Source organism: Actinokineospora guangxiensis (assembly GCF_042657845.1).
In the GTDB taxonomy this organism is placed as follows: Bacteria; Actinomycetota; Actinomycetes; order Mycobacteriales; family Pseudonocardiaceae; genus Actinokineospora; species Actinokineospora guangxiensis.
Map to the genome: position 1 here is coordinate 655,385 of NZ_JBHSKF010000001.1, position 22,991 is coordinate 678,375.

The window sequence follows — 22,991 nt, forward strand, 5'->3', positions numbered from 1 at the left end:
AGCGCATCACGAAGGCCGTCCCACCACCTGGTGGGGCGGCCTTCGTGCGTCCCGTAGCCTTCCGGCGTGGCTTTGGACCCAGCTTTCGTCGGCCGTGAGTACCCGCGCTGCGCGGAGTACGAGGTGAGCCGGGAGAAGATCAAGGAGTTCGCCCGCGCGATCGGGGAGGACAACCCCGTCCACACCGACCCGGAGGCCGCCAGGGCCGCCGGGCACCCGGACGTGATCGCGCCGCCGACCTTCACCACCATCATCTCGATGACGGCGATCAACGCCATCGTCGGAGACCCGGCGCTGGGGCTGGACTACAGCCGGATGGTGCACGGCGACCAGTCGTTCACCTACCACCGCCCGGTGGTCGCGGGCGACGCCCTCGTCGCCGACGCCGCCATCGAGGCGATCTCGCACCGCGCGGGCAACGACTTCATCACCCTGCGCGCCGCGATCGCCGACGCCGCGGGAGAGCCGGTCGTCACCGCCCGCGCGCAGCTGGTCGTCCGGGACGCCGAGGAGGAAGCGTGAGCGTGCAGGAGGGCCGTGTGGAGAAGGGGGACGAGCTGGACCAGCTGGAGGTCCGGATCACCCGCGCCGACCTCGTCCGCTACGCCGGGGCGTCGCTGGACTTCAACCCGATCCACCACAACGAGCGCTTCGCCAAGTCCGTCGGGCTGCCCGACGTGATCGCGCACGGCATGCTCACCATGGCCATCGCCTGCCGCGCGGTCACCGCGTGGGGCAAGGGCGAGCTGCTGGACTACAGCGCCCGCTTCACCCGCCCGGTCGTCGTCCCCGACGACGACGAGGGCGCGCTGCTGACGATCACCGGCAAGGTGACCGCGGTGGACGCCGAGGACGGCGCGCGCGTCGCCAAGGTCCTGCTGTCGGCCCAGTTCGACGGCAAGGCCGTGCTGGGCAAGCCGCTCGCCAGGGTGCGGCTGATCGACTGAACGGCCGGGGAGCCCCGACCGGGGCGCCCGCCGCGGGCAGTCGTACATTCGTCGCCGTGACGGCTTCCGACCTCATCTCCTTCGCCCGCGGTGCCCCGTCCCTCGACATCGTCGACGTCGACGGGCTCAAGGCCGCCGCGGACGCCGCGCTGACCTCCGACCCCGGTGGCGCGACCGGCTACGGCACCGCCATCGGCTACCCGCCGCTGCGCAAGTTCCTCGCCGAGAAGCACGGGGTCGCCGAGGAGCAGGTGCTGGTCACCAACGGCTCCATGCAGGCCGACGCCTTCCTCTTCGACGAGCTGGTGACCGCGGGCGAGCCGGTCGTCGTGGAGCGGCCGACCTACGACCGCACGCTGCTCGGGCTGCGCCAGCGCGGCGCCGACGTGCGGCCGGTCACCCTGGCCACCGACGGCATCGACACCGAGGAGCTGGCCGCGCTGCTGGAGTCCGGGGTGCGCCCGACCTTCGCGCACGTCATCCCGAACTTCCAGAACCCGGCCGGCTACACCCTCAGCGCCGCCAAGCGGGCCCGGCTGCTGGAGCTGGCCGAGCAGCACGACTTCATCGTCTTCGAAGACGACCCGTACGTGCAGATCCGCTTCGCCGGCGAGCCGCTGCCGACGATGCTGGAGCTGGACAACGGCCGCGGCCGCGTGGTCTACGCCAGCTCCTTCTCCAAGACCGTCGCGCCCGGCGTGCGCGTGGGCTACCTGGTGGGCCCGGCCGACCTGATCGCCAAGATCCGGGTGCGGGCGACCAACACCTACATCTCGCCCAACATGCTGGCGCAGGCGATCGTGCACCGCTTCGTCGTGGACGGCGGCCTGGAGCGCTCGGTGGCCACGGTCAACGCCGCGCTGCGCGAGCGCGCCGACGTGCTGTGCGACGCCCTGGCGAAGCACATCCCGGACGCGACGTTCACCAAGCCCGACGGCGGCTACTTCATGTGGGTCGAGCTGCCCGATGGCGTCGACGTCGCCGCGCTGCTGACCGCCTCCGAGGAGCGGGGCGCCACCTTCGTCAAGGGCACCGACTTCCTGCTGGAGGGCGGTCGCTCGTCGCTGCGGATGGCCTACTCCGGGGTGCGGACCGACCAGATCGTCGAGGGTGTGACGCGCATCGCCGACGCCCTCGCGAGCCTGCGGGTCGGCGCGAACTGACGGCGTGCGCCGCGAGACCGGTACCGGGTTGCCGGTCTCGCGGTGGGATGCCGTAGAGTGGCCCGAGCGGCCGACGGGCGCCGCTCCCGCGCGAGCGGGGGCAGCACTTCTCGGCTGTGTCCAAGCGTGGTCCCAGGTGGTCCTGCCGCCGGGGGTCGCGAAGGGGTGTAGCTCAATTGGCAGAGCAGCGGTCTCCAAAACCGCAGGTTGCAGGTTCAAGTCCTGTCGCCCCTGCGTTTGACGTCCGGTGCGGCTGACCGTCGCGGCGGACGCGAGGTCAGCACACCGAGCGGAGGATTGGCGTGGCCGACGAAGTCGAGCGGGAAGACGGCGCTGAGCGCCCGGCTCGTCCCGCGGGCGCCGCGTCCCGTCGCGAGCAGCGCCGCGGCGCTCGCCCGGCGGGCCGCTCGGACGCCGAGGCGGGCAAGAAGCCCGCGAAGGCCACGCCCGCGGGCAAGCCCGCCAAGTCGGACTCCGACTCGGCCGACGCCAAGGGCCGCCCCACTCCCAGCAGGGACAAGGATCGCAAGGAAACCCGCGCCGGCCTCTTCAGCAGGCTCGGGCGCTTCCTGCGCGAGGTCGTCGCCGAGCTGAAGAAGGTCATCTGGCCGACCCGCAAGCAGCTGGTCACCTACACCGCCGTGGTGCTGGTGTTCGTGGCGTTCATGATCGCGGTGATCTCGGGCCTGGACCTGGCGCTCGGCAAGGGCGTGTTCTGGCTCTTCGGCTAGACCGCGGGATGGACGAAAAGGAAGCGGGACCAACAGTGACCTCCGAGAACGGCGCCGTCCGCGGCGACGTGACCAGCCTGCCCGGCGACGAGGGGAACGCCGACGACCCGTCGCGCGGGCCCGAGACGTCCCCGGACACCGACGAGGACGCTGCCGGTCAGGGCTCAGCCGACTCCGCGGACTCGGCTGACTCGCCGGATTCCGCCGACTCGCCCGACTCCGCGGATTCCGCCGACTCGGCTGATTCGGCCGACTCCGCCGACTCCAGCGACGAGAAGTCCGGGGACGAGGAGTCCGGGGAGTCCGGGGAGTCCGCCGAGGACGAGTCCGCGCCCGAAGAGGACGCCGCGGAGATCCCCGTCGAGGAGGTCGACCCGGCCGTCCAGATGCGCGACGCGCTGCGCCGCGCGCCGGGCGCGTGGTACGTCGTGCACTCGTACGCCGGCTACGAGAACAAGGTCAAGACCAACCTGGAGACCCGTATCCAGACCCTCGACATGGAGGAGTACATCTTCCAGGTCGAGGTGCCGACCGAAGAGGTCACCGAGATCAAGAACGGCCAGCGCAAGCAGGTGCAGCGCAAGGTGCTGCCCGGCTACATCCTGGTCAGGATGGACCTCAACGACGGCTCCTGGTCCGCGGTGCGCAACACCCCCGGGGTGACCGGTTTCGTCGGCGCGACCAACAAGCCCTCGCCGCTGACCATCGACGAGGTGCTCAAGTTCCTGCTGCCGCAGGTCGAGCGCGAGAAGCCCGCGGCGGGCAAGTCCGCCCAGGCCGCCTCGTCCTCGCGGCCCACCGTCGAGGTCGACTTCGAGATCGGCGAGTCGGTCACCGTCATGGACGGCCCGTTCGCCACGCTGCCCGCGACGATCTCCGAGGTCAACGCCGACCAGCAGAAGCTCAAGGTCCTGGTGTCGATCTTCGGCCGGGAGACCCCGGTCGAGCTGTCGTTCACCCAGGTCTCCAAGATCTGACGCCCCGCCGGGGCGCCACCGTGGGAGGACCGAGCGCGGCCCGCACCACAACTGATTCCGCCACGTAAGGAACAGCAATGGCAAAGCGCAGCAAGGCGTACAACGACGCCTCGAAGCTCATCGACAAGGCCAAGCTCTACTCCCCGCTTGAGGCGGCGAAGCTGGCCAAGGAGACCTCCAAGGTCAAGCTGGACGCCACCGTCGAGGTCGCGATGCGCCTCGGCGTCGACCCGCGCAAGGCCGACCAGATGGTCCGCGGCACCGTGAACCTGCCGCACGGCACCGGCAAGACCGCCCGCGTCATCGTCTTCGCCGTCGGCGACAAGGCCACCGAGGCCGAGGCCGCGGGTGCCGACGCCGTGGGCGCCGAGGACCTGATCGAGCGCATCCAGGGCGGCTGGCTGGACTTCGACGCCGCGATCGCCACCCCGGACCAGATGGCCAAGGTCGGCCGGATCGCCCGCATCCTCGGCCCGCGCGGCCTGATGCCGAACCCGAAGACCGGCACCGTGACCCCGGATGTCACCAAGGCCGTCAACGAGATCAAGGGCGGCAAGATCAACTTCCGGGTGGACAAGCAGGCCAACCTGCACCTGGTGATCGGCAAGGCCTCCTTCGACCAGGCCAAGCTGGTGGAGAACTACGCCGCCGCGCTGGACGAGATCCTGCGGGCCAAGCCGTCGGCGGCCAAGGGCCGCTACGTCAAGAAGGTCACCTTCACGACCACCATGGGCCCTGGCATCCCGGTCGACCCGGCCCGCACCCGCAACCTGCTTGAGGACGACGCCCAGGCGTGATCCCCGCATGCGCAGAAGGCCCCGCTCCGGCGGGGCCTTCTGGCGTTTCAGCCCGACGGTTTGCGCTGGTCGAGCACTTCCAGCAGGACCACCGCGGCGATGATGACCAGCACGGAGACGATCCACCAGAAGGGCTCGGGCAGCAGCAGCGGGAACGCCAGCACCGGGTGCCAGTCGAACACCCGCGCCACCAGCGGCACCACGCCCTCGTACACCCCGACCACGAACACAGCCCCCTGTAGGGCGCTGATCCCGCTGCTGTCCATGGTGAGCAAACTAGCGCCGCACGCGGCGCGGCGGTTCCGCTTGGCGGTGGAAAGTGGAACTCCTAGCGGCAGTCCTCGGCCTCTTTGCGGTGGTCGGAGATGATCCACTGGTTGGCCCGCGACCCCGGGATCACCCGCAGCGTGAACTCGCCGAGCCGGGGGCCCTCGCGGATGTCGAGCGCGCACGAGGAGACCACGACCGTCCCGTCCGCGCCGGGTGTCAGGTCCACCGCGGACGGGAAGTACGGGCGGGCGTAGGCGCTGGCGTTGGTGACCTCGCCGTTGAGCCTGCGGATCGCGGTCGGGCAGTCCGGCGCGCCGACGTGGTCGGCGAAGCGCTCGGCCAGCTCCTCGGTCTCGAACCGGGTGCACGCGTCGGGCAGGGTGGTCTGGGCGACGTTGTTGTAGATCATGCGGATCGCCTCGCGCGGGGACTCGGCGAACAGCACGGTGCGGGTGGCCTTGCCGCCGCCGGTCTGGGAGGCGGGGAGGTCCTCGTCGGGGTCGCCGAAGTAGTGGTCGAAGGCCCATCCCGCCGCGGCCAGCAGCACCAGCAGCAGCACGAGCCTGCGCACCCAGCGGTTGAAGAGGATCTTCTTCCACAGCGGCTTGCCGCGCGGGGGCTCCGGCGGCGGGTTGTCCTTCTCGAAGCGCTGGAACTCCTGGAACTGCCGGAACCTCTCCCACTGCGCGGCATCGTAGGACTCCCCGGGCACGACCGGCGGCTGTCCGGGCGGCGCTGGGGGGACGTCCGCCGGGCGGGCGGGCGGGGGGCCTGGCTTGGCGGGGTCGGGCTGCTCGTCGTCGGCCACGGGTCCATCATGCCGGGGGTGGTGCGGGGTGCGCCGGAGGGATCGCGTACTCTTGACGAGGTTTCACCGAAGACCGCTGGTCCTGCTCCGGTCGGAGCGGGGTAAATGCCCGAGACCGGGCGGCCCGCGCAGGGGGAACGGAGTGGTTCTTCATGACGCCCCGTGCCGCGCTGCGCCGGGGCGTTTCGTCGTCTCAGGGCTTCCAGCGTCAGCCCAACGAGAGGAGGCGACACCATGGCGAAGCCTGACAAGGTGGGCGCTGTCACCGAGATCGCGGACCGCTTCCGCAGCAGCTCGGCGGCCGTCGTCACCGAGTACAGCGGCCTCACCGTGTCGCAGCTGACCACGCTGCGTCGCGCTCTCGGCACTGGCGCGTCCTACCGCGTCGCGAAGAACACCCTGGTCAAGCGCGCTGCCGATGAGGCGGGCGTGCAAGGCCTGGAAGCCCTGTTCGTCGGTCCCACGGCCATCGCCTTCATCGAGGGCGAGCCGGTGGACGCGGCCAAGGCGCTGCGCGATTTCGCCAAGGACAACAAGGGTCTGGTCATCAAGGGCGGCTACATGGATGGCCGCCCGCTCACCGTCGAAGAGGTCACCCGCATCGCGGACCTGGAGACGCGTGAGGTCCTGCTCGCCAAGCTGGCGGGCGCGATGAAGGGCAACCTGAGCAAGGCCGCAGGCCTGTTCGCCGCCCCGGCGTCCCAGGTCGCGCGCCTGGCCGCCGCCCTGCGCGACAAGAAGGCCGAGGGCGCCGAGGCGCCCGCCGCCGACGAGTCTGCCGAGAGCTGATCCACCACCCGGAAATCCCGCGCCCGGCCACCGGGTGTGCACGTGAAAGGAACGCCACCATGGCGAAGCTGAGCAACGACGACCTGCTCGACGCCTTCAAGGAGATGACCCTCCTGGAGCTGTCGGAGTTCGTGAAGCAGTTCGAGGACACCTTCGACGTCACCGCCGCCGCCCCGGTCGCCATGGCCGCCGCCGCGGGCCCGGCCGCCGCCGCCCCGGCCGAGGAGGAGAAGGACTCCTTCGACGTCGTCCTGGAGAACGCGGGCGACAAGAAGATCCAGGTCATCAAGGTCGTGCGCGAGGTCGTCACCGGCCTGGGCCTGAAGGAGGCCAAGGAGCTGGTCGAGGCCGCTCCGAAGCCCATCCTCGAGGGTGTCAAGAAGGACGTCGCGGACGCGGCGAAGGAGAAGCTCGAGGCCGCCGGCGCCAAGATCTCCCTCAAGTGATCTGAGCGCGGTCTGATCGGAGACCCGGTTCCCCGTTGCGGGGGCCGGGTCTTCGGCGTTTCCGGGGTTCCCCACGAATGCGGGTCCACCCCATCGGACACTGGGGAGGCGCGCGTTGCGCAGGTGGGTGGTCACTTTGATCGGCTGTAAGGCGCTGCACCACGCTGGTACGCGACGCGCGCCCCTTTGTGTCCGATGGAGCGGATTCGCTCCATCGGACTTCTGTGCACATCGCGCTCCCTGCTAGAACCCGCCCAACCCGCGCCCACAAGACCAACGCCGAACCCCGCCAACCCCGGAACCCCGCCGGAACAAGCCCGGAACCTGCACCCTGCCGGACCATCCCATACCCCCGAATGCCACCCTGTGTGCGCCAGGTCATAGCCCCCACGCGCCCGGCAACCGCCACCCAGGTACGTTCTTGACTCGGCAGTAACTTCGGCAGTAACCAGAGCCTGACGCCGTCGTTGCACCTGGGAGACGACTCCGTGCGGGCGGGCAGGGGTGTCGGGAAGCAGTCGGGAGGGTCGCGGATGGGCGCCGAGGTGGTCATCGAGGGGCTGACGAAGTCCTTCGGGAAGCAGGCCATCTGGCGGGACGTGACGCTGACGCTCCCCCCAGGCGAGGTCTCGGTCATGCTTGGCCCGTCGGGGACGGGCAAGTCGGTGTTCCTGAAGTCGATGATCGGGTTGCTCAAGCCCGACCGCGGCTCCTGTGTGATCAATGGCGTCGACATCGTCACCTGCTCGGAATCGCAGCTCTACGAGACGCGCAAGCTGTTCGGGGTGCTGTTCCAGGACGGCGCCCTCTTCGGGTCGATGAACCTGTTCGACAACGTGGCGTTCCCGCTGCGCGAGCACACACGCAAGTCCGAGTCCGAGATCAAGTCCATCGTGTTGGACAAGCTGGAGATGACCGGGCTGCAAGGCGCGGAGAAGAAGCTGCCGGGGGAGATCTCCGGCGGGATGCGCAAGCGCGCCGGACTGGCCAGGGCGCTGGTGCTGGACCCGGAGATCATTCTCTGCGACGAGCCGGACTCCGGTCTCGACCCGGTCCGCACCGCCTACCTGAGCCAGCTGCTGATCGATCTCAACGCCCAGATCGACGCCACCATCCTCATCGTCACGCACAACATCAACCTGGCCCGCACGGTGCCGGACAACCTCGGCATGCTCTTCCGCAAGGAGCTGGTCATGTTCGGGCCGCGCGAGGTCCTGCTGACCAGTGACGAGCCCGTGGTCGAGCAGTTCCTCAACGGGCGCAGGCTCGGGCCGATCGGGATGTCGGAGGAGAAGGACGCCGCGACGATGGCCCAGGAGCAGGCGCACGCCGCCGCCGGGCACTCCGACGGCTCCTCCGATGAGGACCTGCGCGGGGTGGTGCCGCAGATCGAGCCGACGCCGGGGCTGCCGGAGCGCCAGGCCGTGCGCCGCCGCAAGGACCGGGTCATGCAGGTGCTGCGCGACCTGCCGCCGCAGGCCCAGCAGGGGATCATCGAGTCGCTGACGCCCGAGGAGCGCCGCCGCTACGGGGTCGACGCGCAGCCGGTCGGCGCGCGGCCGAGCCCGACGCCCAGGGAGGGCTTCCGCGGGTCGCTCGCCGACGCCGACGTCGCCCAGGTGCCGCGGTCGGACTGGGGAGCGCGGTGACCGCCGGGACGGCCCGGCCGCTGCCGGGGGCGGGCGCGCTGCGCGAGACCGGCAGGCTGTTCGCGCTCGGGCTCGACGTCGCGGTCAACATCTTCAAGCGGCCGTTCCAGTTCCGCGAGTTCATCCAGCAGTGCTGGTTCATCGCCAGCGTCACGATCCTGCCGACGGCGCTGGTCGCCATCCCGTTCGGCGCGATCGTCGCCCTGCAGCTCGGGACGCTGATCGTGCAGCTGGGCGCGCAGTCCTTCACCGGCGCGGCGAGTGTGCTGGCGATCATCCAGCAGGCCGCGCCGCTGGTGACGGCGCTGCTGGTGGCAGGCGCGGGCGGCAGCGCGATCTGCGCCGACATCGGCTCGCGCACCATCCGCGAGGAGATCGACGCCATGGAGGTGCTGGGCGTCTCGCCGATCCAGCGCCTGATCGTGCCGCGGGTGCTCGCCGCGATGCTGGTCGCCGTGCTGCTCAACGGCCTGGTCAGCGTGGTCGGCGTGATGGGCGGCTACTTCTTCAACGTGGTGCTGCAGGGCGGCACGCCCGGCGCGTACCTGGCCAGCTTCTCCGCGCTGGCGCAGCTGCCCGACCTGTGGATCAGCGAGCTGAAGGCGCTGATCTTCGGCTTCATCGCCGGCGTCGTGGCCGCCTACCGGGGGCTCAACCCCAAGGGCGGGCCCAAGGGCGTCGGCGACGCGGTCAACCAGTCCGTCGTGATCACGTTCCTGCTGCTGTTCTTCGTCAACTTCGTGCTGACCGCGGTGTACCTGCAGGTCGTCCCGGCGAAGGGGAGCTGAGATGGCGCTCAAGGACACCGCCCGCAAGGCCGTCGACCGGCCGCTGCGCTCCCTCGACGACCTCGGCGAGCAGCTCTCCTTCTACGTGCGCGCGCTGGCCTGGATTCCCCGCGCGCTGCGGCGCTACACGCGCGAGACGATGCGACTGCTGGCCGAGGTGAGTTTCGGCTCCGGCGCGCTCGCCGTCATCGGCGGCACGGTCGGGGTGATGGTCGGGCTGACGGTGTTCACCGGCGTCGTCGTCGGCCTGCAGGGCTACGCCGCCCTCGACCAGATCGGCACCGCGGCGTTCTCCGGGTTCGCCTCGGCCTACATCAACACCCGCGAGATCGCCCCGCTGGTGGCCGGGCTCGCGCTGTCGGCCACCGTCGGGTCCGGCTTCACCGCCCAGCTCGGCGCGATGCGCATCTCCGAGGAGATCGACGCGCTGGAGGTCATGGCCGTGCCGAGCCTGCCGTTCCTGGTCACCACCAGGATCATCGCGGGCTTCATCGCCGTGATCCCGCTCTACATCATCGGCCTGCTGACGTCCTACCTCGCCTCACGCACGATCGTCGTGCAGTTCTACGACCAATCGGCGGGCACCTACGACCACTACTTCAACCTGTTCCTACCGCCGGAGGACGTGTTCTGGTCCTTCGGCAAGGTGCTCATCTTCGCGGTCATCATCATCCTGTCGCACTGCTACTACGGCTACACCGCCAGCGGCGGCCCCGCCGGGGTGGGCGTGGCCGTGGGCCGCGCGGTGCGCACGACGATCGTGACCGTGGCGCTGGTGAACTTCTTCATCGGCTTCGCCATCTGGGGCACCACCACGACGGTGAGGATCGCGGGATGAGCGGCGCGGCCACGACCATCAAGCGCAGGCTGTGGGGCCTGGCGTTCATCGCGGTGATCGCCGGGCTGGTCAGCCTGAGCATCGCCATGTACAACAAGGCGTTCACACCGGTCGCGATGGTCACGCTGACCACCGACAAGGTCGGCAACCAGCTGTCGGTGCACTCCGACGTCAAGGTGCGCGGGCTCATCGTCGGCGAGGTCCGCGGCATCACCCCCACGGCCACCGGCGCCGAGCTGGAGCTGGCCATCGAGCCTGCGAAGATCGAGGTCATCCCGGCCAACGTCACCGCCCGCTTCCTGCCCAAGACCCTCTTCGGCGAGCGCTACGTCGCCCTGCAGATCCCCGACGAGCCCGCGGTCGCCGCGCTGGCCCCCGGCGCGCGGATCGCCCAGGACGGCTCCGTCGAGGCCGTGGAGCTGGAGCAGGCCTTCGAGAGCCTGCTGCCGGTGCTGCAGGCGGTGCAGCCGCAGAAGCTCTCCAGCACGCTCACCGCGATCTCCACCGCCCTGGACGGTCGCGGCGAGCAGCTCGGCGACACCCTCTCGGAGCTGGGCGAACTGGTCGGCGAGCTGAACCCGCACCTGCCCAAGCTGCGCGAGGACCTGGCCAAGCTGGCCAGTGTCAGCGACACCTACACCTCGGCCGCGCCCGACCTGATCGCCGCGCTGACGGACCTGTCGGTCACCTCGAACACCATCGCCGAGCAGCGCGGCAACCTCGACGCGGTGTTCGCCACCGTCACCACCGCGGGCCGCGACCTCGACGCGTTCCTGCGCGCCAACCGGTCCAACCTGATCATGCTGGCCGACACCTCCCGCCCGACGCTGGAGACGCTGGCCCGCTACTCCCCGCAGTACCCGTGCATGCTGAAGCTGATGGCCGAGGCCGTGCCCGAGCTGGACAAGGCCTTCGGCAAGGGCACCGACAACCCCGGCCTGCACGCCACCATCGAGGTCACCGTCAACCGCGGCGCCTACAAGCCCGGTGTGGACGAGCCGCGCTACGAGGACGACCGCGGCCCGCGCTGCTACGACTTCACGGAGTTCCCCAGCCCGTTCCCGCAGGCCCCGCCGGACGGCCCGCTGCGGGACGGCTCCTCCTTCCCGCCGCCTGCGCGCCCGGCCTCCGACGGCCTGCTGCCGCCGCAGAACACCGAGAAGGTCACCCCGAGCGCGGCAGGCGGCGATGGTCTGGGCCTGCCGAACTCCCCGCAGGAGGTCGCGTTCGTGAACCAGCTGCTGGCGCCCGGCATGGGTGTGGAGGCCGAGCAGGTGCCGACGTGGAGCACGCTGCTGCTCGGCCCGGCGCTGCGCGGGTCGGAGGTGAGCTTCAAATGAGGTCGCTCACCGCGCCGCTGGTCAAGCTGGCCGTGTTCATGGTGGTCACCATCGCCGCGACCGCCGTGCTGGCCATCAGCATCGCCAACGCCAACCTCAGCGACACCTCCACCTACAAGGCGCGCTTCACCGACGCCACGCTGCTGCTGCCCGGCGACGACGTGCGCATCGCGGGTGTGCGCGTCGGGCAGGTCGATGAAGTGTCCATCGTGGACCGCGACCAGGCCATGGTGGAGTTCTCCGTCGACGCCGGGCGCAGGTTGCCCGCCACCGTCGGCGCGCAGATCAAGTTCCGCAACCTGGTCGGGCAGCGCTACATCTCGCTGAGCCAGGGCGCCGGGTACGACCCGAACGCCGTGCTGGACCCCGGCGCGGAGATCCCGCTGGAGCGCACTCGCCCCGCCCTGGACCTGACCGAGCTGTTCAACGGCTTCAAGCCGCTGTTCCAGGCGCTCTCGCCCGAGCAGGTCAACCAGCTCAGCTACGAGATCATCCAGGTGCTGCAGGGCGAGGGCGGCACGGTCGAGTCGCTGCTGTCGCACACCGCGTCGCTGACCAGCACGCTCGCCGCCAAGGACGAGGTGATCGGGCAGGTCATCGACAACCTCAACGGCGTGCTCGACACCGTCAACTCCCGCGGCGACAAGCTCTCCGAGGTGCTGGTGCAGACCCAGCGACTGGTCAGCGGGCTGGCCGAGGACCGCGAGCCGATCGGCGAGGCCATCGAGGCCATCAGCGGCCTGGCCGACACCACCGCCGGCCTGCTCACCGAGGTCCGCGCCCCGCTCAAGGAGGACATCAAGCAGCTGGGCGCGCTCGCCGACAACCTCAACCAGAACGAGCCGATCGTCGAGCACTTCATCCAGTTCCTGCCGGAGAAGACCTCGCGGCTGACCCGCACCGTCTCCTACGGCTCCTGGTTCAACTTCTACCTCTGCGAGGCCTCCGGCGACATCGGCGTGCCCGGCCTGATCACCCAGCCGATCAACATCCCGGTGCTGCCCGCGACCCAGGAGAGGTGCACGGGATGAAGCCCTTCCGCTCCCGCAACCCGATCCCCATCGGCATCGTCAGCCTCCTGGTGATCGGCCTGGTGCTGACCGCGGCGGTGTACTCCGACGACCTGCCGGTGATCGGCGGCGGCACCACCTACAGCGCCGAGTTCCGCGAGGCCGCGGGCATCCAGGCCGACGACGAGGTGCGCATCGCGGGCATCAAGGTCGGCTCGGTGTCCGACGTCGAGCTCGACGGCGACCGGGTGGTGGTGTCCTTCCGGGTCAAGGACGCCTGGGTGGGCGACCGCAGCCGGGCCGACATCAAGATCAAGACCCTGCTCGGCCAGAAGTTCCTGTCGTTGCAGCCCGACGGCGCCGAGGTGCTCGACCCGGGCACCCGCATCCCGCTGGAGCGCACCACCGCCCCCTACGACGTGCTGGAGGCCTTCCGCGGCCTGGCCGACACGGTCAACGAGGTCGACACCGAGCAGCTCGCCGAGAGCTTCGAGGTGATCGCCGAGACCTTCGCCGACACCCCCGACGAGGTCCGCTCCGCGCTCACCGGCCTGCGCTCGCTGTCGAAGACGATCAGCTCCCGGGACGAGGAGCTGGCCGCGCTGCTGTCCAACACCCGCCAGATCAGCCAGACCCTGGCCGACCGCGACGCCGAGCTGGTCACCCTGCTGACCGACGGCAACCTGCTGCTCACTGAGATCAACAACCGCAAGAACGCCATCGCGGCGCTGCTGCGCGGCACCCGCGCGCTGGCCACCGAGCTGCGCGGCCTGGTCGCCGACAACGAGGCCCAGCTCGGCCCGGTGCTCAAGAGCCTCGACCAGCTCACCGCGATGCTGCAGCGCAACCAGGACGCCCTCGCCGAGGGCGTCAAGAACTTCGCCCCGTTCGCCCGGCAGTTCAACAACGCGATCGGCAGCGGGCGCTGGTTCGACAACTACATCTGCGGCCTGGTGCCGCCGTCGCTCGGCCCGGTCAACCAGCCCGGCTGCCTGGGGAGGCCCTGATGAACAGGTTCGCCAGCAAAGCGGGGCACGACCTGGCGCGCGCGGTCGCCATCGCGTGTGTGCTCGGGCTGGTGCTCGCCACCGCGCTGTGGTTCTTCCTGCGCGATGCCAACGAGCGCGCCTACACCGCGATGTTCACCGGCACCGTCGGCCTCTACGCCGACAACGACGTGCGCGTGCTGGGCGTCAAGGTCGGCAGCGTCGACGAGGTGATCCCGCGCGGCGACCTGGTCGAGGTGCGGATGAGCGTCGACCGCTCCATCGAGATCCCCGCCGAGGCCCAGGCCGTCATCGTCGCGCCGTCGCTGGTCTCCGACCGCTACGTGCAGCTCACCCCCGCCTACACCGGCGGCGCGGTCATGGCCGCGGGCGCGGTGATCCCGCGCGAGCGCACCGCCACCCCGCTGGAGGTGGACGACCTCTACGCCAGCCTGACCCGCGTAGCCGAGACCCTCGGCCCCAACGGCGCCAACCGCGACGGCGCGCTGTCGGACCTGCTCAGCGCACTCGCGGCGAACCTGGACGGCAACGGCGCGGCGCTCAACGACACGGTCGTGCAGCTCGGGCAGCTGTCCAGGACGCTCTCGGGCAACTCCGATGACCTGTTCGCCACCGTGGAGAACCTGCAGAAGTTCACCACCACGCTGGCGGGCAGCGAGCAGGCCATCGACGACTTCAGCGTGCAGCTGGCCGCGGCCTCGCGGTTCCTGGCCGACGAGCGCGGCAACCTCGCCGCCGCCGTCGACCAGCTCGGCATCGCCCTGGGCACGGTGCAGAAGTTCATCAACGACAACCGCGGCGCCCTCAAGTCCAACGTGGACAAGCTCGCCTCGGTGACCGGCGTGCTGGTCGAGCAGCGCGCCGCCCTAGCCGAGACGCTCGACATCGCCCCGCTGGCGCTGAGCAACATCGTCAACTCCTACAACGCCTCCTCGGGCACCCTGGACGCGCGCGCCAACATCAACGAGCTGACGCAGCCGCCGATCGTGACCCTGTGCAACCTCGTGCGCCAGGTCCCGCCGCAGCAGCTGCCCAACCCGCTGGCCGAGGCCTGCGACCAGCTCGCCCCGATCGTGCAGGGCCTCGTGCCGCTGCCATCGCCCGCCCAGGTCATCGACGGCATGCGCAGCGGCAAGCTGCCCATGCTGGCGCTGCCGATCACCGGCGACCCGGTCAGCTCGGGAGGCAACTGATGCCCACTCCCAGGTCCACCCGCAGGCCCACCAAGCTCCTGGCCGCGGTGGCCGCGGCGGCGCTGGTGTCCGGCTGCGGGTTCACCGGCATCTACGACCTGCCGCTGCCCGGCGGCGCCGACCTGGGCGAGCGGCCGTACTCGCTCACGGTGCAGTTCCGCGACGTGCTCGACCTCGTCCCGCAGTCCGCGGTCAAGGTCAACGAGGTCGCCGTCGGCCGGGTCGACTCGGTCGCCCTGGCCGCCGACGGCTGGACCGCCGAGCTGACCCTGCTGGTCAACGGCGACGTCGCGCTGCCGGAGAACGCGCTGGCCAAGATCCGCCAGTCCAGCCTGCTCGGCGAGAAGTACGTCGAGCTGAGCCCGCCCGCCGACCCGCGCGGCACCCTGGTCGACGGCGCGGTCATCCCGGTCGAGCGCACCAACCGCAACACCGAGGTCGAAGAGGTCCTCGGCGCGCTGTCGATGCTGCTCAACGGCGGCGGCGTCGAGCAGCTGCGCGACATCGCCGAGGAGATGAACGCCGCCCTGTCGGGCAACGAGACCGACATCAAGGCGCTGCTGCGGAACCTCAACGTCGCGGTGACGACCCTCGACGAGGGCAAGGACGACATCACCCGCGCCCTGGACGGCATCAACCGCCTGGCCGCCTCGCTCAACGCCCAGCGCGAGGAGATCGCCGGGGTCATCGACACCATCGGCCCCGGCCTGCAGGTGCTGCACGAGCAGCGCGGGCAGCTGGTCACGATGCTGCGCAGCCTGGAGTCGCTGAGCGGGGTCGCCGTCGACACCGTCAACCGCAGCCAGGCCGACCTGGTCGCCGACCTCAAGGCGCTGGCCCCGACGCTGCGCAAGCTCGCCGAGGCCGGGGAGAACCTGCCCAAGTCGCTGGAGGTGCTGCTGACCTTCCCGTTCACCGACGCGGCGCTGCGCGGGGTGAAGGGCGACTACTTCAACCTATACCTCACGCTCGACCTCGACCTCACCTCGGTGCTGCAGAACCTCGGCCGCAGCAGGCAGAACCCGCTGCAGGACCTGGTCCCGCCCGGCCTGGGCATCACCGGCGGCCAGGAGGGCGTGCCGGAGAACGCGCCCGACCCGCTGCCGCTGCCCCCGGTCAGCCAGCCGGGACCGGCGGCGCAGCCGCCCGCCGCGCAGCCCCCCGGCGGTGGCGGCGCGCCCAGCGGATCGATCTTCGACGTCCTCCTGGGAGGCGGTGCCTGATGCTGACCAAGACCGTCCGCATGCAGCTGGTCGCCTTCTTCGTCATCGCGGTCGTGGCCGTGGTCTACGCGGCGTTCCGCTTCACCGACCTTGGCCGCGTGTTCGGGGCCAACGGCTACCGGGTCACCATGGAGCTGGCGGACTCCGGCGGTATCTTCACCAACGCCGAGGTCACCTACCGCGGGGTGAACGTCGGCCGGGTCGGCGAACTGCGCCTGACCCGCGAGGGCATCGAGGTCGACCTCGACATCGAGCCGTCGGCCCCGCCGATCCCCGCCGACCTCGACGCCGTGGTCGCCAACCGCTCGGCCGTCGGCGAGCAGTACGTCGACCTGCGGCCGCGCCGCGACGGCGGGACGCCGCTGGCCGAGGGCTCGCGCATCCCCGAGGAGCGCACGTCGGTCCCCGTCGGCACCGACAAGGTCATCCGCGACCTGGACGCGCTGGCGTCCTCGGTCCCGATCGACGACCTGCGCACCGTGGTCGACGAGCTGGACCGCGCCTTCGCGGGCACCGGCGACGACCTGCAGGCCCTGCTCGACGGCACCGGCGCGTTCACCGCGGCGGCGCGCGCGGCGCTGCCGGAGACGATCAAGCTGATCGAGGACGGCTCGGTCGTGCTCGACACCCAGATCCGCAACTCCGGCAACATCAAGAGCTTCGCCGCCGACCTGCGCCTGCTCGCCGGGCAGCTGCGCGGCTCCGACGCCGACATCCGCGAGCTGATCGCCGCCGCCCCGCCCGCCGCCGCCTCGCTCAGCGGGCTGCTGCGCGAGACCGGCCCTGGCCTCGGCGTGCTCTTCGCCAACCTGCTGACCACCTCGAACGTGCTGGTCACCCGCACCGACGGCCTGAAGCTGGCGCTGGTGGCCTACCCGATCGTGGCGGTCGGCCCGAAGACCGTGCTGCCCGGCGACGGCACCGCCCACCTCGGCCTGGCCCTCAACCTGTTCGACCCGCCGCCGTGCACCCGCGGCTACGAGAAGACCGAGCAGCGCGCGGGCAACGAGCTGAAGGAGGCGCCGACCAACAGCGAGGCCTACTGCGCCGAGCCGGTCGGCAGCCCGATCAACGTCCGCGGCTCGCAGAACGCCCCCTTCGGCGGCAAACCGGTCCAGCCCACCCCGGAGCAGCTCGACCAGAACGCGGACCGGCCGCAGGAGCAGCTGGCCGAGCTGGCGGGCGTGCCCGGCGTCGTCACCCAGCCGGGCATCAGCGCCCCGACCGGTCTGGCCGGCCTGCTCGGCCTGGGCCGCTGACCCCTACCCTGGAGCGCCATGACCACTTCGGACCCCGACCCGGCACGCGCCGAGGACTCCACCGAGGACCTGACCGAGGACTCGGCCGGGGACTCAGCCGGGGACTCGGCCACCGGCGGCGACGCGTCCGCCGAGGTCCGGGAGGACGCCTCCGACAGCCCGGATGACGTGGTCGAGCCCGCCGGGCGCAGTCCGCTGCTGATCGCCGCGGTCGTGCTGCTGGTGGTCTGCCTGGGCACGGCGGGCTGGTTCGGCGTCGCCTGGCTGCGCGCGGGCGGCGACGGCGACCTCGACGTCTCCCGCGCCCGCGACGACGCCGTCCGGGCCGGTGAGCAGGCCGTGATCACCTTCCACACGATGGACTACCGCGCCGTCGACGCGAACCTGGACCGCTGGGTGGCCACGTCCACCGGCGACATGCTGGCCCAGCTGGAGCGCGGCCGGGCCAGCGGCAAGACCGTCATCGAGCAGAGCCGGCGGGTGTCGACGGCCACCGTCTACAGCACCGCGGTCATCGACCTGAACGACACGACCGGCACCGCCACGATCATCAGCGCGGTGCACCAGGTGGTCACCGAAGCGGGCTCGGACAAGCCCGTCGACAAGTACCTGCGGGTCCAGGCCGCGCTGCAGCGCGTCAGCGTGGACGGCGGCGATGGGTGGAAGCTGTCCGGCCTCACCTACATCGCGCCCACCCCGGCAGGCTGAGAGGAACCGTCGTGCCCACGCCCCCGCGCCGCCGCCCGGCCTCAGGCCCGCCCGCCCGCCGCCCCCGGGTCGCCGGACTCCGCAGGCCCACCGCCGAGCCCCCTGCGCCGGTCGAGCCTCCTGCGCCGGTCGAGCCGCCCGCGCCGGTCGAGCCCCCCGCGCCGGTCGAGCCGCAGCCCGCCGAGCCGGTGGCGCCCGCCGAGTCGACCGCCCCGGCCGAGCCCGAGGCGCACCCGGTCGAGCCCGGTCCCGAGGTGGACACGGACCGTGCCGAGCTGGTCACGGACACCGCCAAGACCCCGGCTGACGTGCGGGAAGAGGACGACGAGCCCGCACCGGCGATCTCCGACGGGGTCATCTCCGCCCCGTCGCCGAAGAAAAGTGACGAAGCTCACGCTTCTGCCGGCGGCGCTGCCGGAGACGCCGAGAAGCCCGTGAAACCGCGCCCCGCGCCGACCGGGAAGCGGCGTTCCGGGAGCCGTTCGGCGCCCGCGGACCTGCGCAGCGCCGAACGGTCGGCAGGCGGTCCGACCAGGGCGAAGCCCCCCGCCGACCCGAAGCGCAGGACCCTCAACCTGGCCATCGCGCTGGCTGTCGCCGCCCTGCTGTGCGCCGCGCTCGGCCTCTTCTTCAAGGGCAGGGCCGACCGCCTGACCTCCGGGGTCGACCAGGCCAACACCGCCTTCGCCGACCCGGCCGCCACCGCCGAGGTGAAATCCAAGATCATATCGGCGCTGGAGCGCGCCCTCTCCTACGACTACCGCGACCTCGACAAGACCGCGGCGGCCGTCCGCGAGGTGCTCTCCGGCAAGGCCGTCTGCGAGTACGACGCCATGTTCGGCCAGCTCAAGGAGCTGGCGCCGGCCCAGAAGCTGGTCCACACGACGATCGTGCGGGAGCTGGGCGTGCGCTCGCTCGCGGGTGATCGGGCGGAGGTGCTGGTCTTCATCGACCAGACCTCCACCCGCGTCGAGGAGGACCAGACGACCGCCAGCGGGGCCCAGCTCGGAGTCACCGCGCAGCGCGTCGACGGGCAGTGGAAAATCGTTGCGTTCGACACCTTCGATCAGCCGCTGCCGAATGGCGAACCACTGCCGCAATGCTGACACTCGGCACCCCCGAGTGCCGGCGGATGATCAGCTACCACGGGTGTTTGGGCTGGTCAAGACGGATGCGCCGAACGGCAGAAGACTGCTGCAAAAGTGGCTTCGTTGGCGTGGCATCTTGACTGCCAGGGGTGGTGGGGTCAGTCTGTATCCGAGCAGCGACCTCGATCTGGAGGACCGGTTGAGCGCGGGCCTCGACAGTCGCCGTGTCTGTGGCTAGACTGCCCCTTTGCGCTGCCCATTTTCCGCACGCCCTTTGCCGAGAGCTAGGATGTTGGGCACCACGGCACCCTTGACAGTCGCGCGAGCAGTTGCTAACGCGGCCGTCGACCGCTCATAGTCCTGGAAGGACGCATCTTGGCGATCTCCCGCGCGACCAAGGCCGATGCTGCGACCCACTCCACCCAGTCCGACTTTCCCGGAGCCCCGAAGCGGGTCTCGTTCGCGAAGATCCGTGAGCCGCTGGGCACCCCCGACCTGCTGGACCTGCAGATCCAGTCGTTCGAGTGGTTCACCGGCGCCGAGGCGTGGTTTCAGCGCCGCGTCGACGCCGGTGACGAGCAGCCCACCGGTGGGCTGGAAGAGGTCCTGAACGAGATTTCCCCGATCGAGGACTTCTCCGGGTCCATGTCGCTCTCCTTCTCCGACCCGCGCTTCGACGAGGTCAAGGCCTCCGTCGAGGAGTGCAAGGACAAGGACATGACCTACGCGGCACCGCTGTTCGTCACCGCGGAGTTCACCAACAACACCACCGGCGAGATCAAGAGCCAGACGGTGTTCATGGGCGACTTCCCCGTGATGACGGACAAGGGCACGTTCATCATCAACGGCACCGAGCGTGTCGTGGTCTCCCAGCTCGTCCGCTCTCCCGGCGTCTACTTCGACACCTCGATCGACAAGACGACGGACAAGGACGTCTTCAGCGTCAAGATCATCCCCAGCCGCGGCGCGTGGCTGGAGTTCGACGTCGACAAGCGCGACACCGTCGGTGTGCGCATCGACCGCAAGCGCCGCCAGCCGGTCACCGTGCTGCTCAAGGCGCTGGGCTGGTCCACCGAGCAGATCCGCGAGCGCTTCCACCACTCCGAGACGCTGCTGGCGACCCTGGAGAAGGACCACACCGCGGGCACCGACGAGGCCCTGCTCGACATCTACCGCAAGCTGCGCCCGGGCGAGCCGCCGACCAAGGAGAGCGCCCAGACCCTCCTGGAGAACCTGTTCTTCAAGGACAAGCGCTACGACCTCGCCAAGGTCGGCCGCTACAAGGTCAACAAGAAGCTGGGCCTGCAGACCCCGAACTCGACCGGGGTGCTGACCGAGGAAGACATCGTCACCACGATCGAGTACCTGGTGCGCCTGCACGCGGGCGACACCTCGATGACCTCCGGCGGCGGCGACGCCGTGGAGGTGCCGGTCGAGGTCGACGACATCGACCACTTCGGCAACCGCCGCCTGCGCACCGTCGGCGAGCTGATCCAGAACCAGATCCGGGTCGGCCTCTCCCGCATGGAGCGCGTGGTCCGCGAGCGCATGACCACCCAGGACGTCGAGGCGATCACCCCGCAGACCCTGATCAACATCCGGCCCGTCGTGGCCGCGATCAAGGAGTTCTTCGGCACCTCGCAGCTCTCGCAGTTCATGGACCAGACGAACCCTGTCGCCGGCCTGACCCACAAGCGCCGCCTCTCGGCGCTGGGCCCGGGCGGTCTGTCCCGCGAGCGCGCGGGCATGGAGGTCCGCGACGTCCACCACAGCCACTACGGCCGCATGTGTCCGATCGAGACGCCGGAAGGCCCGAACATCGGCCTGATCGGCTCGCTCTCCTCCTACGCGCGGGTCAACCCGTTCGGCTTCATCGAGACCCCGTACCGCAAGGTGTTCGAGGGCCAGGTGACCGACCAGGTCGACTTCCTCACCGCCGACGAGGAGGACCGGCACGTCATCGCGCAGGCCAACGCGCCGATCGACGAGCAGGGCAACTTCCTCGAGGAGCGCGTCCTCGTCCGCAAGAAGGGCGGCGAGGTCGAGTTCATCGAGCCCTTCGACGTCGACTACATGGACGTCTCGCCGCGGCAGATGGTCTCCGTCGCCACCGCCATGATCCCGTTCCTCGAGCACGACGCGGCCAACCGCGCGCTCATGGGCGCGAACATGCAGCGCCAGGCGGTCCCGCTGCTGCGCAGCGAGTCCCCGCTGGTCGGCACCGGCATGGAGCTGCGCGCCGCGGTCGACGGCGGCGACCTGGTCACCGCCGAGAAGGCCGGTGTGGTCGAGGAGGTCTCCGCCGACTTCATCTCGATCATGGCCGACGACGGCTCGCGCCGCACCTACGGCCTGCACAAGTTCCGCCGGTCCAACCAGGGCACCTGCATCAACCAGAAGCCCATCGTGACCGAGGGCGCGCGGGTCGAGGTCGGCCAGGTCATCGCCGACGGCCCGTGCATCGAAGAGGGCGAGATGGCCCTCGGCAAGAACCTGCTCGTGGCGATCATGCCGTGGGAGGGCCACAACTACGAGGACGCGATCATCCTGTCGCAGCGCCTCGTGCAGGACGACGTCCTGACCTCGATCCACATCGATGAGCACGAGATCGACGCCCGCGACACCAAGCTGGGCGCCGAGGAGATCACCCGGGACATCCCGAACGTCTCCGAGGAGGTGCTCGCCGACCTCGACGAGCGCGGCATCGTGCGCATCGGCGCGGAGGTCTCCGCGGGCGACATCCTGGTCGGCAAGGTCACCCCCAAGGGCGAGACCGAGCTGACCCCGGAGGAGCGCCTGCTGCGCGCGATCTTCGGCGAGAAGGCCCGCGAGGTCCGCGACACCTCGCTGAAGGTGCCGCACGGCGAGTCCGGCAAGGTCATCGGCATCCGGGTGTTCTCCCGCGAGGACGAGGACGAGCTGCCCCCCGGCGTCAACGAGCTGGTCCGGGTCTACGTCGCCCAGAAGCGCAAGATCCAGGACGGCGACAAGCTCGCAGGCCGCCACGGCAACAAGGGCGTCATCGGCAAGATCCTGCCCGTCGAGGACATGCCGTTCCTGCCCGACGGCACGCCGGTCGACATCATCCTGAACACCCACGGTGTCCCGCGTCGTATGAACATCGGCCAGATCCTGGAGCTGCACCTCGGCTGGTGCGCCATGCAGGGCTGGTCGATCGACCCGGACGCGGAGTGGGCCAAGCAGCTGCCCGAGGACCTCTACGAGGTCGAGCCGGACACCAACACCGCTACCCCGGTGTTCGACGGCGCCAAGGAGAACGAGCTGATGGGTCTGCTCGCCTCCACCCGCCCGAACCGCGACGGCGAGCGCATGGTCGGCGAGGACGGCAAGGCGCAGCTGCTCGACGGCCGCAGCGGGGAGCCGTTCCCGTACCCGGTCGCCGTGGGCTACATGTACATCCTGAAGCTGCTGCACCTGGTCGACGACAAGATCCACGCCCGGTCGACCGGCCCGTACTCGATGATCACCCAGCAGCCGCTCGGTGGTAAGGCGCAGTTCGGTGGCCAGCGGTTCGGCGAGATGGAGTGCTGGGCCATGCAGGCCTACGGCGCGGCCTACACGCTGCAGGAGCTGCTCACGATCAAGTCCGACGACGTGCTCGGCCGGGTCAAGGTCTACGAGGCGATCGTCAAGGGCGAGAACATCCCGGAGCCGGGCATCCCGGAGTCCTTCAAGGTGCTCCTCAAGGAGCTCCAGTCGCTGTGCCTGAACGTGGAGGTGCTGTCCAGCGACGGCGCCGCCATCGAGATGCGCGACACCGACGACGAGGACCTGGAGCGCGCCGCGGCGAACCTGGGCATCAACCTCTCGCGCAACGAGTCGCCCTCCGTGGACGACGTCGTTAACTAGAACCCTCGCCGGTCGGGGTCCGCTTCGGACTCCCACTGCGGAGGTCCGAAAGTGGGCCCCGACCAGCGCCGATCCCCTCTAGCCATGACC

At 70.4% G+C, this 22,991-nt stretch carries 22 protein-coding genes and 1 tRNA gene; 21 read left to right on the top strand and 2 right to left on the bottom strand.

All coding sequences use genetic code 11. The features are described 5' to 3' along the window. The first annotated feature begins 66 nt into the window (after window positions 1–66). The 7 genes from ACFPM7_RS03100 to rplA all read left to right on the top strand — a co-directional run bounded on the left by ACFPM7_RS03100 (window position 67) and on the right by rplA (window position 4,615). Window positions 67–522, top strand: a complete 456-nt coding sequence (locus ACFPM7_RS03100; RefSeq protein ID WP_378243497.1) for an FAS1-like dehydratase domain-containing protein — start codon at window positions 67–69, stop codon at window positions 520–522. Then, window positions 519–947 (top strand): MaoC/PaaZ C-terminal domain-containing protein, encoded by a 429-nt coding sequence (locus ACFPM7_RS03105; protein WP_378243499.1) that lies wholly within the window; start codon window positions 519–521, stop codon window positions 945–947. Before ACFPM7_RS03100 ends, ACFPM7_RS03105 begins: the two co-directional genes overlap by 4 nt. 56 nt (window positions 948–1,003) lie before the next feature. Beyond that, window positions 1,004–2,110 carry an aminotransferase-like domain-containing protein gene (locus tag ACFPM7_RS03110; protein ID WP_378243501.1) on the top strand — a complete coding sequence of 369 codons (1,107 nt, stop codon included), beginning with the start codon at window positions 1,004–1,006 and terminating at the stop codon, window positions 2,108–2,110. Between the two features lie 161 nt (window positions 2,111–2,271). Further along, window positions 2,272–2,344, top strand: a tRNA-Trp gene (locus tag ACFPM7_RS03115). A 68-nt stretch (window positions 2,345–2,412) separates the two neighbouring features. After that, window positions 2,413–2,841, top strand: a complete 429-nt coding sequence (secE, locus tag ACFPM7_RS03120) for a preprotein translocase subunit SecE (protein ID WP_378243503.1) — start codon at window positions 2,413–2,415, stop codon at window positions 2,839–2,841. A 35-nt stretch (window positions 2,842–2,876) separates the two neighbouring features. After that, window positions 2,877–3,818 (top strand): transcription termination/antitermination protein NusG, encoded by a 942-nt coding sequence (gene nusG / locus ACFPM7_RS03125; RefSeq protein WP_378243505.1) that lies wholly within the window; start codon window positions 2,877–2,879, stop codon window positions 3,816–3,818. A gap of 77 nt (window positions 3,819–3,895) precedes the next feature. Then, the gene (gene rplA, locus ACFPM7_RS03130; RefSeq protein WP_378243507.1) at window positions 3,896–4,615 is read left to right on the top strand and encodes a 50S ribosomal protein L1; all 720 of its coding nucleotides are present in this window, start codon (window positions 3,896–3,898) and stop codon (window positions 4,613–4,615) included. Between the two features lie 47 nt (window positions 4,616–4,662). Here the strand turns inward: rplA and ACFPM7_RS03135 are convergent, their stop codons facing one another. Next, the gene (locus ACFPM7_RS03135) at window positions 4,663–4,881 is read right to left on the bottom strand and encodes a hypothetical protein (RefSeq protein ID WP_378243509.1); all 219 of its coding nucleotides are present in this window, start codon (window positions 4,879–4,881) and stop codon (window positions 4,663–4,665) included. A gap of 62 nt (window positions 4,882–4,943) precedes the next feature. Further along, on the bottom strand, window positions 4,944–5,693 hold the full coding sequence (locus ACFPM7_RS03140; RefSeq protein WP_378243511.1) for a hypothetical protein: 750 nt from the start codon (window positions 5,691–5,693) through the stop codon (window positions 4,944–4,946). Between the two features lie 234 nt (window positions 5,694–5,927). On the opposite strand from ACFPM7_RS03140, the gene rplJ reads away from it, so the two are divergent. The 14 genes from rplJ (at window position 5,928) to rpoB (ending at window position 22,901) form a co-directional block, all read left to right on the top strand. After that, a complete protein-coding gene (gene rplJ / locus ACFPM7_RS03145) occupies window positions 5,928–6,482 on the top strand; it encodes a 50S ribosomal protein L10 (RefSeq protein ID WP_378243513.1) in 555 nt (184 codons plus the stop codon). 59 nt (window positions 6,483–6,541) lie between these two features. Beyond that, window positions 6,542–6,928, top strand: a complete 387-nt coding sequence (gene rplL / locus ACFPM7_RS03150; protein ID WP_378243515.1) for a 50S ribosomal protein L7/L12 — start codon at window positions 6,542–6,544, stop codon at window positions 6,926–6,928. Between the two features lie 533 nt (window positions 6,929–7,461). Then, window positions 7,462–8,577: an ABC transporter ATP-binding protein gene (locus ACFPM7_RS03155; RefSeq protein ID WP_378243517.1), complete on the top strand. Its 1,116-nt coding sequence runs from the start codon at window positions 7,462–7,464 to the stop codon at window positions 8,575–8,577. Next, complete coding sequence (locus ACFPM7_RS03160) at window positions 8,574–9,365, top strand: MlaE family ABC transporter permease (protein ID WP_378243519.1); 792 nt, start codon at window positions 8,574–8,576, stop codon at window positions 9,363–9,365. The genes ACFPM7_RS03155 and ACFPM7_RS03160 overlap by 4 nt, the downstream gene beginning before the upstream one ends. A 1-nt stretch (window position 9,366) precedes the next feature. After that, window positions 9,367–10,203 carry an MlaE family ABC transporter permease gene (locus tag ACFPM7_RS03165; protein WP_378243521.1) on the top strand — a complete coding sequence of 279 codons (837 nt, stop codon included), beginning with the start codon at window positions 9,367–9,369 and terminating at the stop codon, window positions 10,201–10,203. Continuing rightward, window positions 10,200–11,543 (top strand): MCE family protein, encoded by a 1,344-nt coding sequence (locus tag ACFPM7_RS03170; RefSeq protein WP_378243523.1) that lies wholly within the window; start codon window positions 10,200–10,202, stop codon window positions 11,541–11,543. Before ACFPM7_RS03165 ends, ACFPM7_RS03170 begins: the two co-directional genes overlap by 4 nt. After that, the gene (locus ACFPM7_RS03175) at window positions 11,540–12,574 is read left to right on the top strand and encodes an MCE family protein (RefSeq protein WP_378243525.1); all 1,035 of its coding nucleotides are present in this window, start codon (window positions 11,540–11,542) and stop codon (window positions 12,572–12,574) included. The genes ACFPM7_RS03170 and ACFPM7_RS03175 overlap by 4 nt, the downstream gene beginning before the upstream one ends. Further along, window positions 12,571–13,560, top strand: coding sequence for an MCE family protein (locus ACFPM7_RS03180; RefSeq protein ID WP_378243527.1), 990 nt, complete (start codon window positions 12,571–12,573; stop codon window positions 13,558–13,560). Before ACFPM7_RS03175 ends, ACFPM7_RS03180 begins: the two co-directional genes overlap by 4 nt. Further along, on the top strand, window positions 13,560–14,753 hold the full coding sequence (locus ACFPM7_RS03185; protein ID WP_378243529.1) for an MCE family protein: 1,194 nt from the start codon (window positions 13,560–13,562) through the stop codon (window positions 14,751–14,753). The genes ACFPM7_RS03180 and ACFPM7_RS03185 overlap by 1 nt, the downstream gene beginning before the upstream one ends. Then, window positions 14,753–15,976 (top strand): MCE family protein, encoded by a 1,224-nt coding sequence (locus ACFPM7_RS03190; RefSeq protein ID WP_378243531.1) that lies wholly within the window; start codon window positions 14,753–14,755, stop codon window positions 15,974–15,976. The genes ACFPM7_RS03185 and ACFPM7_RS03190 overlap by 1 nt, the downstream gene beginning before the upstream one ends. Beyond that, window positions 15,976–17,235, top strand: coding sequence for an MCE family protein (locus ACFPM7_RS03195; protein ID WP_378243533.1), 1,260 nt, complete (start codon window positions 15,976–15,978; stop codon window positions 17,233–17,235). Before ACFPM7_RS03190 ends, ACFPM7_RS03195 begins: the two co-directional genes overlap by 1 nt. Before the next feature lie 18 nt (window positions 17,236–17,253). Then, window positions 17,254–17,943, top strand: a complete 690-nt coding sequence (locus ACFPM7_RS03200; RefSeq protein ID WP_378243535.1) for a hypothetical protein — start codon at window positions 17,254–17,256, stop codon at window positions 17,941–17,943. 11 nt (window positions 17,944–17,954) lie between these two features. Continuing rightward, window positions 17,955–19,049: a hypothetical protein gene (locus ACFPM7_RS03205; protein WP_378243537.1), complete on the top strand. Its 1,095-nt coding sequence runs from the start codon at window positions 17,955–17,957 to the stop codon at window positions 19,047–19,049. Window positions 19,050–19,406: 357 nt separating this feature from the next. Further along, window positions 19,407–22,901 (top strand): DNA-directed RNA polymerase subunit beta, encoded by a 3,495-nt coding sequence (rpoB, locus tag ACFPM7_RS03210; RefSeq protein WP_378243539.1) that lies wholly within the window; start codon window positions 19,407–19,409, stop codon window positions 22,899–22,901. Window positions 22,902–22,991 lie beyond the last annotated feature (90 nt).